Source organism: Acinetobacter pullicarnis (assembly GCF_006352475.1).
In the GTDB taxonomy this organism is placed as follows: Bacteria; Pseudomonadota; Gammaproteobacteria; order Pseudomonadales; family Moraxellaceae; genus Acinetobacter; species Acinetobacter pullicarnis.
In genome coordinates, this window is the sequence record NZ_VCMZ01000001.1 from 3,283,832 (window position 1) to 3,299,923 (window position 16,092).

Annotated in this window: 13 protein-coding genes, 2 tRNA genes and 1 rRNA gene; 7 read left to right on the forward strand and 9 right to left on the reverse strand. The window is 41.9% G+C overall.

Features of this window, described 5'->3' with window-relative positions; translation table 11 throughout:
- Positions 1–203: 203 nt before the first annotated feature.
- The 6 genes from FD716_RS14605 to FD716_RS14630 form a co-directional block, all read right to left on the reverse strand.
- Positions 204–279, reverse strand: a tRNA-Ala gene (locus FD716_RS14605).
- 80 nt (positions 280–359) lie between these two features.
- A tRNA-Ile gene (locus FD716_RS14610) sits at positions 360–436 on the reverse strand.
- A 96-nt stretch (positions 437–532) separates the two neighbouring features.
- Positions 533–2,072, reverse strand: a 16S ribosomal RNA gene (locus tag FD716_RS14615).
- A 500-nt stretch (positions 2,073–2,572) separates the two neighbouring features.
- A complete protein-coding gene (locus FD716_RS14620; protein WP_139853005.1) occupies positions 2,573–3,643 on the reverse strand; it encodes a DUF6670 family protein in 1,071 nt (356 codons plus the stop codon).
- 39 nt (positions 3,644–3,682) lie between these two features.
- Positions 3,683–4,543 carry a CDP-diacylglycerol--serine O-phosphatidyltransferase gene (gene pssA, locus FD716_RS14625; protein WP_139853006.1) on the reverse strand — a complete coding sequence of 287 codons (861 nt, stop codon included), beginning with the start codon at positions 4,541–4,543 and terminating at the stop codon, positions 3,683–3,685.
- A gap of 57 nt (positions 4,544–4,600) precedes the next feature.
- Complete coding sequence (locus FD716_RS14630) at positions 4,601–5,458, reverse strand: 23S rRNA (adenine(2030)-N(6))-methyltransferase RlmJ (RefSeq protein ID WP_139853007.1); 858 nt, start codon at positions 5,456–5,458, stop codon at positions 4,601–4,603.
- Between the two features lie 117 nt (positions 5,459–5,575).
- Here FD716_RS14630 and FD716_RS14635 point away from each other — a divergent pair, with 117 nt between their 5' ends.
- Both FD716_RS14635 and FD716_RS14640 read left to right on the forward strand, forming a co-directional pair.
- Entirely contained in the window at positions 5,576–6,166 is a 591-nt protein-coding gene (locus FD716_RS14635; RefSeq protein WP_139853008.1) for a 2OG-Fe(II) oxygenase, read from the forward strand.
- Positions 6,167–6,233: 67 nt separating this feature from the next.
- A complete protein-coding gene (locus FD716_RS14640; RefSeq protein WP_139853708.1) occupies positions 6,234–6,761 on the forward strand; it encodes a hypothetical protein in 528 nt (175 codons plus the stop codon).
- A gap of 136 nt (positions 6,762–6,897) precedes the next feature.
- Here the strand turns inward: FD716_RS14640 and FD716_RS14645 are convergent, their stop codons facing one another.
- The 3 genes from FD716_RS14645 to FD716_RS14655 form a co-directional block, all read right to left on the reverse strand.
- Positions 6,898–7,884 (reverse strand): malate dehydrogenase, encoded by a 987-nt coding sequence (locus FD716_RS14645; RefSeq protein WP_139853009.1) that lies wholly within the window; start codon positions 7,882–7,884, stop codon positions 6,898–6,900.
- 179 nt (positions 7,885–8,063) lie between these two features.
- Positions 8,064–8,699, reverse strand: a complete 636-nt coding sequence (locus tag FD716_RS14650; protein ID WP_228715010.1) for a ribonuclease T2 family protein — start codon at positions 8,697–8,699, stop codon at positions 8,064–8,066.
- 53 nt (positions 8,700–8,752) lie between these two features.
- A complete protein-coding gene (locus FD716_RS14655; protein ID WP_407641936.1) occupies positions 8,753–10,654 on the reverse strand; it encodes a lytic transglycosylase domain-containing protein in 1,902 nt (633 codons plus the stop codon).
- Between the two features lie 327 nt (positions 10,655–10,981).
- On the opposite strand from FD716_RS14655, the gene miaB reads away from it, so the two are divergent.
- The 5 genes from miaB to FD716_RS14680 all read left to right on the forward strand — a co-directional run bounded on the left by miaB (position 10,982) and on the right by FD716_RS14680 (position 16,016).
- Positions 10,982–12,436 carry a tRNA (N6-isopentenyl adenosine(37)-C2)-methylthiotransferase MiaB gene (miaB, locus tag FD716_RS14660; protein ID WP_139853011.1) on the forward strand — a complete coding sequence of 485 codons (1,455 nt, stop codon included), beginning with the start codon at positions 10,982–10,984 and terminating at the stop codon, positions 12,434–12,436.
- A 39-nt stretch (positions 12,437–12,475) separates the two neighbouring features.
- Positions 12,476–13,573 (forward strand): PhoH family protein, encoded by a 1,098-nt coding sequence (locus FD716_RS14665; protein WP_139853012.1) that lies wholly within the window; start codon positions 12,476–12,478, stop codon positions 13,571–13,573.
- Between the two features lie 9 nt (positions 13,574–13,582).
- The gene (gene ybeY, locus FD716_RS14670) at positions 13,583–14,068 is read left to right on the forward strand and encodes an rRNA maturation RNase YbeY (protein WP_139853013.1); all 486 of its coding nucleotides are present in this window, start codon (positions 13,583–13,585) and stop codon (positions 14,066–14,068) included.
- Positions 14,069–14,436: 368 nt separating this feature from the next.
- Positions 14,437–15,165, forward strand: a complete 729-nt coding sequence (locus FD716_RS14675) for a hypothetical protein (protein ID WP_228714957.1) — start codon at positions 14,437–14,439, stop codon at positions 15,163–15,165.
- A gap of 146 nt (positions 15,166–15,311) precedes the next feature.
- Entirely contained in the window at positions 15,312–16,016 is a 705-nt protein-coding gene (locus tag FD716_RS14680) for a DUF3108 domain-containing protein (RefSeq protein ID WP_139853014.1), read from the forward strand.
- The last annotated feature ends 76 nt before the right edge of the window (positions 16,017–16,092 follow it).

Genomic DNA, 16,092 nt, shown 5'->3' on the forward strand with positions numbered 1-16,092 from the left:
TGAGCTAAAACAATTAATTTCAACTCAAATTTGCCAATCTGTTAATGATTAACTACGCCTTCGTCAGGTCGTAGCAAACTGTGATAAATCACAGAACTTAATAAAATTGATCACCAAGATATGAAGAACAACTTTTACTAAATTCTATAATCTAACTTTGCAGTTAAATTCTTTGTTTCTGATTCCAGAAACCTAACTTTATATGGTGGAGACTAACGGAGTCGAACCGTTGACCTCCTGCGTGCAAGGCAAGCGCTCTACCAACTAAGCTAAGTCCCCAGATAATCTATTCGAGATACTCTATCTTTGCTTCTCATAAGTTCTAAAACATCGTTTTATCACCACACTTAAAAAGTGAATGGTGGGTCTGACGAGACTTGAACTTGTGACCCCACGCTTATCAAGCGTGTGCTCTAACCAACTGAGCTACAGACCCTGAGAAAACCTAAAGCAACGAATCGCTTTAAATCTTTTGCAAGACACAGTTGAAGAACAACTTGTTGTGGATTCTTACCGATCGTCAATCTTTCGTTAAGGAGGTGATCCAGCCGCAGGTTCCCCTACGGCTACCTTGTTACGACTTCACCCCAGTCGTTGGCCACACCGTGGTAAGCGGGCTCCTTACGGTTACCCTACCTACTTCTGGTGCAACAAACTCCCATGGTGTGACGGGCGGTGTGTACAAGGCCCGGGAACGTATTCACCGCGGCATTCTGATCCGCGATTACTAGCGATTCCGACTTCATGGAGTCGAGTTGCAGACTCCAATCCGGACTACGATCGGCTTTTTGAGATTAGCATCCTATCGCTAGGTAGCAACCCTTTGTACCGACCATTGTAGCACGTGTGTAGCCCTGGTCGTAAGGGCCATGATGACTTGACGTCGTCCCCGCCTTCCTCCAGTTTGTCACTGGCAGTATCCTTAAAGTTCCCGGCTTAACCCGCTGGCAAATAAGGAAAAGGGTTGCGCTCGTTGCGGGACTTAACCCAACATCTCACGACACGAGCTGACGACAGCCATGCAGCACCTGTATGTAAGTTCCCGAAGGCACCAATCCATCTCTGGAAAGTTCTTACTATGTCAAGACCAGGTAAGGTTCTTCGCGTTGCATCGAATTAAACCACATGCTCCACCGCTTGTGCGGGCCCCCGTCAATTCATTTGAGTTTTAGTCTTGCGACCGTACTCCCCAGGCGGTCTACTTATCGCGTTAGCTGCGCCACTAAAGCCTCAAAGGCCCCAACGGCTAGTAGACATCGTTTACGGCATGGACTACCAGGGTATCTAATCCTGTTTGCTCCCCATGCTTTCGTACCTCAGCGTCAGTATTAGGCCAGATGGCTGCCTTCGCCATCGGTATTCCTCCAGATCTCTACGCATTTCACCGCTACACCTGGAATTCTACCATCCTCTCCCATACTCTAGCTAACCAGTATCGAATGCAATTCCCAAGTTGAGCTCGGGGATTTCACATCCGACTTAATTAGCCGCCTACGTACGCTTTACGCCCAGTAAATCCGATTAACGCTTGCACCCTCTGTATTACCGCGGCTGCTGGCACAGAGTTAGCCGGTGCTTATTCTGCGAGTAACGTCCACTCACTATAGGTATTATCTATAGGAGCCTCCTCCTCGCTTAAAGTGCTTTACAACCATAAGGCCTTCTTCACACACGCGGCATGGCTGGATCAGGGTTCCCCCCATTGTCCAATATTCCCCACTGCTGCCTCCCGTAGGAGTCTGGGCCGTGTCTCAGTCCCAGTGTGGCGGATCATCCTCTCAGACCCGCTACAGATCGTCGCCTTGGTAGGCCTTTACCCCACCAACTAGCTAATCCGACTTAGGCTCATCTATTAGCGCAAGGTCACAAGTGATCCCCTGCTTTCCCCCGTAGGGCGTATGCGGTATTAGCGTCCCTTTCGAAACGTTGTCCCCCACTAATAGGCAGATTCCTAAGTATTACTCACCCGTCCGCCGCTAGGTCAGGTAGCAAGCTACCTTTCCCCGCTCGACTTGCATGTGTTAAGCCTGCCGCCAGCGTTCAATCTGAGCCATGATCAAACTCTTCAGTTAAAAATCATTAGTAGCTTATGGCTACAAATCTTGGCTCATCAAATAACTGACAAATATTTCTCAAATAAACTTCGAGTAATTTCTACCAATCAATCAATGATAATATTTGATCAATCAACCAGTAAAAATCCACACAAGTTGTTCTTCATAATCTCTTAATGATTTACTTACTGCTTCGTCAGCAGCAAGCTAGGTCGGCCATGTTACTCTCTTTATTTAGAAAGTCAACAAGTAATGTTATTTAATTTAAAGCCCTTATCTACAATCCAAACACCCTAACTTAAAGCTAAGTGCTTGTTATTCAACAAGTTCTTATTAACATCACCGCCGATGGATGTGCATTATAGGCGAAAAAAAATCGTGCGCAACCCCTATTTCCAATTATTTTAACTAATTTCAACTGCATGACTAATTAATATACAAAATAGGCAATATTAATGTCTTCCTAGTCTAAAAATGATAGTTTTCTGATTTTTTATTCAAAACAACCTATTTCTACATTACTTCTTTAATACCACTGGAAAAGGGTGCTCTAGCTTTTCGAGTAATTTTTCATGGCTATTGCGCTCCTGCCACTTCAATGGTCTACAGTCGATATATTCACAATAGCCAGCACTCCCCTCTTCGAGGTATTCATTTATTTCAACTTGGTAATTAAAACTACCGGCATACCCCACACCAATACCAAATTTAAAATCACCACGGCTTTGTGCATAAACCCGAATGTGCTGTGCCCCATTACTCCACTGCCATTCAAATTCTCGTGCGAGGTACATGGATTGGTGATTTGGTGTCGATACTTTTGGATAAACTCGATGCACCATAAAATGCACACCAGTTTCAAAGCATTCTGTCTTGTTTTGAGTGAAATCTTTTAAAAATATTTTAGACTGCAAAATTTGATTAAATTGATTGCGCAAATGAATGAGTTGTAATTGACGCTGGTCTTTTAAATCAATTATTTGATAGGTGTAAAAGCATAAAGGTAAATAAGGTACATTAATTGCTCGGGTATATTCAAAGCTTCCCTGTTGATCAACATTAAAAACCTTGCCTTTATATTTGATCTGCCCCTTACAATGACAAAGTAGAGACCAGTGCTCATACAAACCCAGTTTTAATTTTAAGAAGCTTGATAATATTGGAAAGGTACTAATTTTTAAATCGACACTTAACTCAGAATCATCACGAGTTAAATGAAATTCAGGCAGTTTCCCTGAAAGTCGGTTAGATTCACCAAATTGATAATAATCATCTTTTAAAATGCAGTCATGTCGCATTGAGTAATGCGTAAATTGAGCAACCATATGCGGACTGACGCTACACATCAATGTAGCTGTGTCTAAGGCAGAGGTTTTAATCGCGATCTGATTTCTAAAAATTGGAAGATTGGCCTGCCCCATCATCACTCTATAATTTAAATAATGTAATGGCGCAGGCAAATTAGTCATTATCAGAGATTGCTGAACAATTTTAAACCATGCATTGGGTGGGTGATATGCCAATTGCAAAGGAAAAGGAATTTGCGTCAATACTTGTGGCGCTTCTAGAGAATGACGAGGCAACGACATCACAAACTCCTTATAACCTTTTTAGTTCATTTGATTTAACTACTTGGTTTGACCCGCCTCACCAACATGACTTGTGTCATCTTTTTCATTACGCGCCAAAAATGTCGTGATAAAACCAGATATAGCATATAAAATTGATACAACTAATATTCCCAACGGAATATCATAAAGAATGAGCGCAAAAACCAATACGATTGGAATCATCACCACAAACGGTACGCGTTTACGATCAACTTGCTTAAACGAATAATATTTAATATTCGATACCATCAACAAGCCAACAATCACCATCACCGCAGCATATGTGATTTGAACAGCGCGTGAACTTAAGTCAAATACCATTGGATAATCATAACTCACCCACACCAACGAAATGACCATAACGGCTGCGAGTGGGCTTGCGATCCCAATAAAATAACGCTTATCAACGACGCCAATTTGAACATTAAATCGCGCTAAACGAAACGCGGCACAAGCGGTATATACAAAGCTGCAGGCCAAACCAATTCGGCCTAAATCATGCAGCGCCCAGCTATACATTAAAATAGCAGGCGCTACACCAAATGCCAGTAAGTCAGATAATGAATCGTACTGTTCACCAAAAGCACTTTGCGCACCAATCGCACGCGCTACTCGACCATCTAAACCATCAAGTATCGCAGCTAAAAATATGGCGTAAATCGCATGAACATAATCATGGTTCATACTCGCAATAATCGAATAAAAACCAGAAAGCAATGCAATGGTCGTGATTAGATTCGGCCAAAGATAAATACCACGGCGTTTAACTTTGTGCCCCTCATGGGTGTGTTCTTCCTCTTCAACCTCAAAAGTGATGCCATCGAAAGAACGGTTTTCAGGGCTTACATCGTGACGCTCAGGTTTATTGGTATTTGTCATTCTTCAATCCTAATCTTAAACTTTATTATGAATTCGTCGTAACATTATCTAACTGCATTATTCACCAACTAACCAACGCACTGCAGCATGTCCACCATTTTCACTCATACGCAAGTGTGGGAATAGCCACTGCAAAGCTTCATCAGCTTGTTGAGAGAACTGCCAAGGTGGATTAATCACCAATAAACCACAACCATTTAAACCAACAGGAGTGTCATCAGGCCAAACACAAACTTCGCAGATTAATTGGCGACGAATACCAGATTTGTATAATTTCTTTTCAAAGCGATCAATCATCGCGCGATCTTTAATTGGATACCATACCGCAATTACGCCTGTCGGCCATTTTTTATGTGCATCTTGAATCAATTGCACCAATTGCGGAAAGTCTTTACGCTCTAATTCGTAAGGCGGATCAATCATGACCAAGCCACGTTTTTCCTTTGGTGGAATCACGCCCATTAAGCCTTCATATGCATCGCGCTCATGTAAACCAGCACGCTTATCACGAATATTGTCATAAAGTTGCTGAAAAACTTCACGTTGCATTTCAAAAACTGTGGCTGTGTCCATCTCACGCATCGCTTTAAGTGCAAACCAAGGTGAACCTGGATAAGCACCACGACCATGTTTACTCCGCAACTCTTCAACCAATTTCAAGTAAGTTTGAACTGATTCAGGTGCTTGACGCACAACCGAATCGTCAAGCTTGACCAGACGGTGAATACCATTCAAAAACTCTCCAGACTTTTGCGCTGCTGCTGAAGCCAAATCGTATTGACCCGCCCCACCATGTGTATCAATATAGCGATACGCTTTGTCTTTGGCATTTAAACGTGTCAATAGCTGTAGCAATAACACATGTTTCATAACATCAGCAAAATTGCCTGCATGAAAATGATGACGGTAATTCATGTTTTAATTCATTCCTATATCCAACGGGCATTTTAGCATGAAAAAATACTTCTTCATCGCTCGTCTAGTGTTCTAAAATAATCCACCTTCTATTTTCTCACAAGTTGACTGTAATTTATGGATGCAATTCTCCTCCCAGAGTGCTGCCATGTTGATCAAATCCTAGATGATTTAGATCAACATGGTTTCACAATAATCGACAATGTTTATTCACCCGAAATTCACACTGCACTTATCGCAGAATGTACTGACAATTTAAATCGCTTTCGAGAAGCAGCCATTCAAAATGGAGTGATGAATCAAATCCGTAGTGATCATATTCTCTGGATCAATGAAGACTTCAATATTGCAAAACAACATTTACAACTTTTAAATACTTTATCTCAACTTTTTAATCGACATTTTTTCTTAGGTATTCAACACACAGAAGCACATTATGCCTGCTATAACCCAGGTGAATTTTATGCCTTGCATCGTGATAATCCACAACAAAAAAATGGTCGTGTAATTTCCAGCGTTTATTATGTACACCAAGAATGGCAACACGATTGGGGGGGGCAACTTCACCTCCAAGATAAGAATCAGCAATGGCACACGATTCAACCACAACCCAATCGCCTCGCCCTATTTCAAAGCGACTTACTGCATGAAGTCTTAGAAGCCAAGCAACAACGGCTGTCTATTACGGCATGGTTGCGTAGCAACTAATTGCGTAACTTTAAATTTTTTATTTCATCCTCATATAGCAATCATGTTGAAACAGGACGAAATCTTGATGGTTGAACAAGCAAAGCGTGTCATTTCACGCATTGGCAAGACGGATCAGTTGTATTTAATTCAAAATACCCCTGAACTGGCCTTAGAAAGAAGTGATCTCCGTTTACAACTGGTCACCTACAGCAACTCTCGCTCAGAGCAAATTCATTTTTTACAAGAAGCGGTGGTTCTGCTCGAACAAGCACGGGTTGAATTTGAAGAAATGCCAATGCGCTTATATGTCGACTTGTCCCTACATTTGGCAAAAGCTTATATGCTGTATTTTGAAATCACGCGCGAAGTACGTTTTGCCTTAATTACCCAGCAGGTGTTAAAACCGCTAACCAATTCAGGTCATGGTGATATCTTTTTCTTTCTGGCCTATGCCTCTGTACGCAAAGAAGAGTTCGCGATGGCACGGCATTGGCTCAACAAATATGCAAAAACGCATGCATTTGATCAGGAATTGATGCAAAACCACAGCGCCTTCAACTCACTCCGTGACAAAGACTGGTTTATCCAGCTGTGCCAGTCTCGCATGAACTAACCAGCTGTTCGTGCGAAGCCACGATTGAAAGTGTTCGTGATTCGAAGCATAAAAAAACACCCCATAAGGGGTGTTTTTTTATGCTTCGATATCTCACTCAGCAGAGTTCAACATCACTGAAGCTAAATTTGGATGATTAGTTGAACAAATGTGCGATTGCAGCACGTTCTTCTTCTAATTCATTTAGCGTGAAATCCATACGCTCGCGGCTGAATTGATCGATTTCCAATCCTTCAACGCGTGTATATTGACCATTTTCACATGTTACAGGTACGCCATACATCACGCCTTCTGGAATTCCATAAGAACCGTCAGAAGGAATACCCATTGTTACCCACTCACCATTGGTGCCAAGCGCCCAATCGTGCATGTGATCAATAGCAGCATTCGCAGCTGAAGCAGCTGAAGAAAGACCACGCGCTTCAATAATTGCAGCACCACGTTTACCAACAGTTGGAAGGAAAACGTTTGCGTTCCATTCTTGATCGTTGATTAAATCTTTAACATTTTCACCGTTGATGGTTGCAAAACGATAGTCTGCATACATCGTTGGAGAGTGGTTACCCCAAACAGTAAGATTTTTAATGTCTTTAACAGCTTTACCTGTTTTAGCAGCAATTTGGCTTAATGCACGGTTATGATCTAAACGTAACATTGCAGTGAATTGACCTGGGTTTAAATCAGGCGCAGATTTCATTGCGATATAAGCATTGGTATTTGCTGGGTTACCAACAACAAGTACTTTTACGTCACGGCTTGCATGATCGTTAATTGCTTTACCTTGAACAGTAAAGATTTTAGCATTTTCTTGTAGAAGATCAGCACGTTCCATACCTGGACCACGTGGACGAGCACCAACAAGCAAACAATAATCTGCATCTTTAAATGCAACGTTTGGATCATCAGTACCAACCATACCCGCGAGTAATGGGAATGCACAATCTTCAAGTTCCATCATTACGCCTTTAAGCGCTTGTTGAGCTTTCTCAACTGGGATTTCAAGCATTTGCAAAATAACTGGTTGATCTTTTCCTAACATTTCACCGCTTGCGATACGGAATAACAAGCTATAACCAATTTGACCTGCAGCGCCAGTAACGGCAACACGAACGGGTTGCTTCATATCATTATCTCCAATTGAGGATCGTCAATGTGATTAAACAGTTAAGTCCATTTAATCGAATTATCATAAACGGCAAAGATTGTACTCCAAACTTTTGGCTGTTGCATGAAAAACAGTGCCTAATTCAACAAAAGTCTGATAGCAAATTTCAATCAAAGTGCAGTTTCGTCTGTGCTTATTTAATAACTTCCTTTGATGTCAAACGCTGACGGGCAATTTGAGACCACTTGGCTAGCACATTGCTTATATTCACCATTGGTCTTATAACACACGCGAATTTCAGTCAAAACCGGTCGAGATTTAATATTCTGGCAACTAAAACGAATACCATCACTGGGCATCCCTGGATTTAATTTTAAAAATTGAGCCTTTAAATAATTCTGCTGAATCTTCCGATCTTCATATACGGTCAGTTCAGAAGGAATTTTAAGTTTTTCAGCAAAATTAATAATCGTACGAAAATATTGGCTGGCATTCATCGGCACACAGCCCCCAATATTGCGCCAAAGCTGAAAACGAACAGCATCTTCTGGCATCACTCTCACCACCACCTTGGCTTGCAAGGGAGAGAGAACAGGAGAAGACTGGGTTGTACAATTATTGCTATTAATTTCTGGCATCAAACCAGTAATGGTTAATGAATAGCCTTCCAAACATTTACGTTGTTTCGCGCTATTTCGATCTAATGCACAAATTGCAGGTGACATTTCCACCTGCATCACATAACCCTGCAAAGTCGCAGCTGCGTGACTCTGGCTTGCACCCAGCACAAAGAATAACGTGGTTGTCCCTAGCATATAGGCACAACAACGCATCCTAATCATTTGAAAAACTTTTACTTTCATCAACCTAAACAACAACCTCATCTTTAGGGATTACGCATAGGAATCATTGGCATACGGCTTTCGATTGCTTGCGGACCTTGATTAAGTAAAATTCCATAATGCACCGCATTGGTCATCACATTTTTGACGTAATCACGTGTTTCATTCAATGGAATTGATTCAGTATATTGATCTGCTGCCAAACCTTGTTGATCGGGTTGCCAGCGTTTAGCACGATTCGGACCAGCGTTATAACCAGCGGTTGCCAACACGGGATTTGAGCTCAGTTGAGACTGAATCGTTGATAAATAAAAGGTGCCATAGCGAATATTGGTATTGGTATCGGATAATGCTGCGGGGTTATAGGTCTCACCCATTTGTTTTGCAATCAATTTTGCTGTGTTCGGCATAATTTGCATAATCCCACCAGCACCAACATGTGATTTTGCAGAACTGACAAAACGGCTTTCTTGGCGCATTAACCCGTAAGCCCAAGCAGGATCGATCCCAGCATTACGGCTATGATTGACTACAGTGCTCTGATGCGGTGTCGCATATTTATAAACATGGTTGTGTTTTTTCTCTGTTCGATCAGCAGCATAGATCGCGCGGTCATACCAACCCATATCCGATGCACGTTTTGCCGCAGCTAAAATCAATCCATCATCATGTTTTAAATAAGCTTGGCGCACAGCCCAATTCCACTCACGATTCACATAATTGGCTGGTGCATTGATATTGCGTAAGGTAAATGCACGGCGGAAATGAATATCTCGATCAAGTCGTTGTAAATCATTGCTTGATGGTTCTTCATTTGGCGATTTACCGCCATAGCGCTGACCTAAATGATCTTTGGCCAATAAATTATGGTAATCATCACCGGAACTGGCCAAACGCTTATAAATATCTTGTGCAGTCCGTTTTGACTGACTGTCTGCACGCTGCTCAGAAGCACGCGCCAACCAATACTGCCAGCGATCTTCTTGTTTCTGCGTCACACTCATGCTGTCTATGGCGCGAATCACACTTTCCCAACTGCCGAAACGAATCGCTTGACGCGCATATACCTCAGATTCTTCAGGCGTGAATGGCATCCCATAACTGGCATCAAAGTTGGTCAACACCTCACGATTAAAATTATTTTTCATCACCGTGGTCCCACCAATGTAGGCCACTGTACGATAGATATATTTTTGTACTTCGGGTGGCACACCCTCCACCAAGCGTGGCATCGATTGTAAGGCAGTGGTTAAGTCCGTATCTGCAGTACGCCCTAAAGCAAATACCAAATAGGCATAGTCATTTAAATTGTTTTTAGGTGCCGTCCACAGATAGCCTTGTGGATTGGCTTGAATTTGATTGAATTGAGCCAAAGATAGATTTATACCCAAGCTTTGTGCGGTTGCAATCGCTGGACCCGACTGGCCTGCACGTAATTGTGCATATAAGCGTTGCTGACGATTTTCTGTGGTCATCAATGGGCTAGATAGCATTAAGCGACCCAAACCGTGACATGATTCAGGCTGGTTGTTGGTGGCCAACCAAACATCATTATATTCGGCAAAAACCAATGGATCACCCATCTTGGCGCGGACTTGTGCAACAGCACAGCTCTCGGCCTGATCAGGATTGCTCACAAAAGGTAGAACAGACTGTGCACCCGCAAAATCAGATTGTTTTACTTTTTCTTCAACAAAATCTGCTGCCAGTTTTTCAGCCATTGCGGACTGCGGATAGCGTTGTGCAAAACTGACAATATTACTTGCAGGTTGAAAGCCAAGATTGGAATTGAGTGTCCAATATTCGGGATAATAGCCCAGCACATCATTTTGCATTGATTCGCTATACTGTGCCAACTGGCTCACATTCCCACTGCTTGCAATACGTAACGCATTATTAAAAGATTCTTCAGCTGCGTATGTCATTGATGCAGCAGCGAAGATCATGCAACCCAATAAAGAACATCTAACGTTTTTGAAGTGGTCTTGTTGTTTAAACACAATGATCCTTTTAACTTGCATGACATGCCTTTTATTCGCGTTTTCAATTTTAGATGCATAGTTTAATTATTCTCAAGCAATTCTACTGTTGTGTTATGTAACCTTATGATTCAACGGTATTATTAGCCTGTATTTTTGACCCCTCATTCTATAATCAAAGCAAGCTATTTATTTCTACTCTCTTTTTCATTCAAATAATGTAAAATGGCCTGTTTACTTGAGCTTGACGGAATTGTCGACTCAATCTCACCACATTTAGCGCGAGGAGCCTTCATGACGGTTCAAACCTTCATCCCCAATGTTGCCAAAGCTGCTTCAGAAAACACTGTTTCCCAGCCACAGCACACCCCAGCCTTCGAAGCCGTAAAAAAGCTATATATCGAAACGCAAGGGTGTCAGATGAATGAGTATGACAGTCACCGCATGGCAGATTTACTCGGTGATTCACACGGTTATATCTTAACAACCGATCCGAGTGACGCAGATATTTTACTGATGAACACTTGTTCGATTCGTGAAAAAGCACAAGAAAAAGTGTTCTCGGAACTCGGCCGCTGGCGCAAGTTGAAAGAAAAAAATCCAGACTTAGTGATTGGCGTTGGCGGCTGTGTTGCCTCACAAGAAGGCGACAACATTCAAAAACGTGCGCCCTATGTCGACATGATCTTTGGCCCACAAACCTTACATCGCTTACCGCAGATGCTTGATCAACATCATGATCAAATTGAAAAGCCGAAAAAAGAAAAAATTAAGCTGATTGATATTTCTTTTCCCGATATTGAAAAGTTTGACTTTTTGCCAGAACCACGCGTTGAAGGTTATAAAGCCTTTGTTTCAATTATGGAAGGCTGTTCAAAATACTGCTCTTTCTGTGTAGTGCCCTACACCCGTGGTGAAGAAGTTTCACGCCCACTCGACGATGTTTTGGCTGAAATAGCCGTGCTCGCTGAAAAAGGGGTACGTGAAGTGAGCTTATTGGGGCAAAACGTCAATGGCTATCGTGGTGAAACTTTCGATGGTGAAATCTGCACTTTTGATCAGTTGCTACGCCTTGTTGCTGAAATTCCTGGGATTGGTCGTTTACGCTATACCACGTCACACCCATTAGAGTTTTCAGAAGCGCTGATCCAATGTTACCGCGACTTACCGCAAATGGTTTCACATCTACACTTACCAGTACAAAGTGGTTCAAATGATGTGTTGCAAGCCATGAAACGCAATCACACGATTGATGTTTATATCGATAAAATTGCCAAACTGCGTAAAGTTCGTCCCGATATGCATTTATCAAGTGACTTTATTATTGGCTTCCCTGGTGAAACCGATGAGAACTTTGCGGAAACCTATCAGTTTATCCAAGATTTAGACTTCGACCACTCTTATAGCTTTATTTACTCGAAGCGCCCAGGTACGCCAGCCGCTGAGATTGAAGATAGCATTCCAGAAAGCGTTAAAAAAGAACGACTCTCGAAAGTCCAACACTGGATTAAACAATCAAGTATTCGAAAAACTGATGCCATGTTAGGCAGTATCCAACGAGTATTGGTCGAAAAAGTTTCAGACAAAGACCCGAATATTCTGATGGGTACGGCAGACAATACGCGTTTGGTGACCTTTATCGGTGATCCAACGTGGGTCGGTCGCTTCGCTGAAATTGAAATTACTGAAATAAAAACTTTAAATTTAGTTTATGGCGAACTCTTGAATCTTGAACCCGACGTGGCGTAATGTAGGTCTACAAGACTTACTAACCCAAAAGGATATCTCTTGACTACAGCGATTCGACGTACAGTAGCATTTCCTGGTGTTTCGATAGAACGTTTGAAACGTATGCTTGGGGCATACAATGGTCATTTGAAACAAATAGAACAACGATTAGATGTCAAAATTTCTCATCGAGGTGATGCATTTTACCTCGATGGGGATCTCGATACCGTTGAGCGGGCGGAAAGCCTGCTACAACGCCTACACAATGAAGCAGAAACCTCCCCTCAAATCAGCGCAGACACCTTGCATCTTATGATTCAAGGCAGTCAAACCGACCACGAACTTCAACTTGATCCAGAACAAGAACATACAGGTTTAGATGAAGTATGGTTACAGACCCGTAAAGGCCGTATTAATCCACGTGGCGCCAACCAAAAGCGCTATGTACAACGTATTCTACAAAGTGATATTTCGTTCGGTATCGGCCCTGCCGGTACTGGTAAAACCTATCTGGCAGTCGCAGCTGCGGTTGATTTACTTGAACGCAATGAAATTCAACGGATTCTGTTGGTTCGACCAGCAGTTGAAGCGGGTGAGAAACTCGGTTTTTTACCTGGTGACCTTTCACAGAAAATCGATCCTTATTTGCGCCCACTCTATGATGCATTGTATGAAATGCTTGGTTTTGAAAAAGTTGCCAAACTGATCGAACGCCAAATCATTGAAGTTGCACCACTGGCCTATATGCGCGGTCGTACACTCAATCATGCATTTGTGATCTTAGATGAAGCGCAAAATACCACTCCAGAACAAATGAAAATGTTTCTGACCCGCTTGGGCTACGGCTCGCGTGCGGTGATTACGGGTGATATTACCCAGGTTGACTTACCTCGCGGTCAACAATCAGGGCTAGCACATGCTTTACGTGTCATTGAAGGCGTTACTGAGATTCATATCACTCGCTTCCATTCACGTGATGTCGTGCGACACCAATTGGTACAAAAAATTGTCGAAGCCTATGAAGGCTGGGACAGTGAACAATATCGACTTTCTGCTGAAGGCCGTGCAGAACGTAAAGCACGTCAAGAAGCGTTGATCAGTGCCAATGATGAAGCAGCAGATGCGCAGCACCAAGATCCTTCTTCAAAACATGTATAAGGCTTAATTTTGAAACTTAGTTTATCCTTGCAACAAACGTTTCAAGCACCTGAATTGGTGCTGAAACGCCCTTATCTCAAAAAAGTTATTGAAACGACATTACGCCATATTGATATCGATCAAGATTGTGAAATCGGTATTGCGTGTGTTGATCATGATGAAAGCCAGCGCTTAAACCTTGCCTATCGTGAAAAAGACAAATCAACCAATGTGCTGTCTTTTTCAAGTGACCTCCCAGAAGACGTACTGGAGATGTTAGATGCATGGCCAATGGGTGACTTGGTGATTTGTATTCCCGTGGTTTTAACCGAAGCCCTTGAACAGCAGAAATCACCGTTAGAACATTTTAGTCATATGTTGGTGCATGGCGTGCTGCACTTGATGGGTTATGACCATGAAACCAGTGAAGCAGATGCGGTTGAAATGGAAGCACTGGAAATCGAAGTTTTAGCCAAATTAGGTTTAAAAAACCCATATACCGTTCAAGAAAACTAAATTTTAGTTTTTTAAATAAGTACTAAAACCAAGCGACCTCAAGCAATATTGGGGTCGCTTTTTACTAACTGCAGTATCTATGATTAAATCATGGTTTAAAATAACGACTTATTAAATCGTGCATTATTCACTCCAGTCATGGCAAATACTGTCAAAACAGGCTTAAAGCGCGATATACTGCTTAAAATTCAGGTGATCTGGCTTTTTTCAACAAAATTGGCCTACCTTTAAAAAAACAAACTTTGCATTAATCATTAAAATGATCATCTCCGTTTTGATAAACTCGGCTGAACTTATTTTCTTTGATCACTTTTGTTAAATTGACCAATGAACGACTTATTATATTGAATGAAATTGGACCCATGCTTATGTCAACCTTGCTTTCTAATATCACTAAACGAATTCGTCAGGTGTACCAAAAGGCAGGAGATTTCATCGAAGAAGAACGCGATTTTGCAGTATCTCAAGTCTTTCTAAATGCAACCTTTAAGCGCTTTGTCACAGACAATGTTGATCTCTTGAAAGATTTGCATGCGGACGTGCATGATGATTGGCTACGACTGTATGCCACGGTTGAGATCAAAGGATTATATGCCGTTTTATCGGTCGATTTAAAACTGCTTCAAATGGAAATGAATAAAACGACTCAGCTCATCGTGTTTGAACAAATTAGCCAAACCAAAGTGATTGAAGCCAGATTTCAAAAAACATGGATGAAGTTTGCTGCCAATGCTGCCCTATTTTTCTATCAAAGAATATTAAAGCGTGACCCACTTGGCCCCATTTTAGAAAAATATGATGTACTCAAAGTCAAAGATGAATTATTGCATCTCGATCTGAACCGTTGGCTTGGAAAAAGTGATTCAGTGCTCGACACTCTAAGTAAGGTACATATCAACCATGCTGAGCTTCGTGAAACCGAGTTGATCGTAATGGGCAACCTAAATTTAGCTGCATTACTGAGTAAAGGCAGTTCATTTAAACCAGAAGAAGACGTGGATATCATTATTGTTGAAGAAGAACAGATTATCTCTACACAGGATGTAGCTACGCAGAATGTATCTTCACAAGACATCTCAGCTCAGCAACGCTCTTAAAATCGAGTCGAAGGCTTAGACGGTCAACCTCGCCAAGTTAAACTTAAGTCAGTGCACAGTCTTAACCAAAAACACAGATTCTCTTCTCAATTTAAAGGTAGAATCAAAAAATTATTCCACAGACACGTGTCAAAGGATCGTTAGCAATGGCAAATTACCAATTGAAATCATTGGGTTTAGCAGTAAGTTCAGCCAGCGTATTGTTACTATGCAGTCTCTCAAGTACCAGTTTTGCAATGAGCCCCTTCAATGCCAGCTACCAATTTTCCTATAACGGCAAAAATATGGGATCCGCAACCCGCGTACTCACTCAAAATGGCAACAATTGGACCTACAACTTTTCAGCCAAAGCTGCGGCAATGGCATCTGCAACAGAAACCAGCCGCTTTACTTTTAGCAATGGTGCAATCAGTTCCAATAGCTTTAGCCGCACCAGCAAAATTTTAGTCCATAGCAATAAACTGAATATCAGCTTCAACCCAAGTACCAAAATCATCAGCACACAAAAAGATGATAAAGCCCGTTCTTTCCCATGGAAAGCAGGTGTGTTGGATGAACTTAATGCCGAATTACAAGTGCGTGAAGATCTGAAAGCTGCAGGTTTAAAAAGCGCATATTTTATTGCCGATGCTAAATCTGTAGATACCCGCCAATTTGTCAAACTGGGCAATGAAACCATTAAAACAAGCTATGGTACTTTTGAAACCGTCAAAGTTTTACTCAAGCATGACAAGGCCGACAAGAACTCAATTTTTTGGTTAGCACCGAAGTTAGACTACCTTCCAGTGAAGATGAGTCACCAAGATGGCAAGACTTCCTATGGTTTATTGCTCACAAATTACAAAAATTGATGTAATTTGCTACTTTAAGGCAAATACGGCTTGCATTTTTCCGGGTGCTTTTTAAAATACGCTTTTGCTTTTTAAA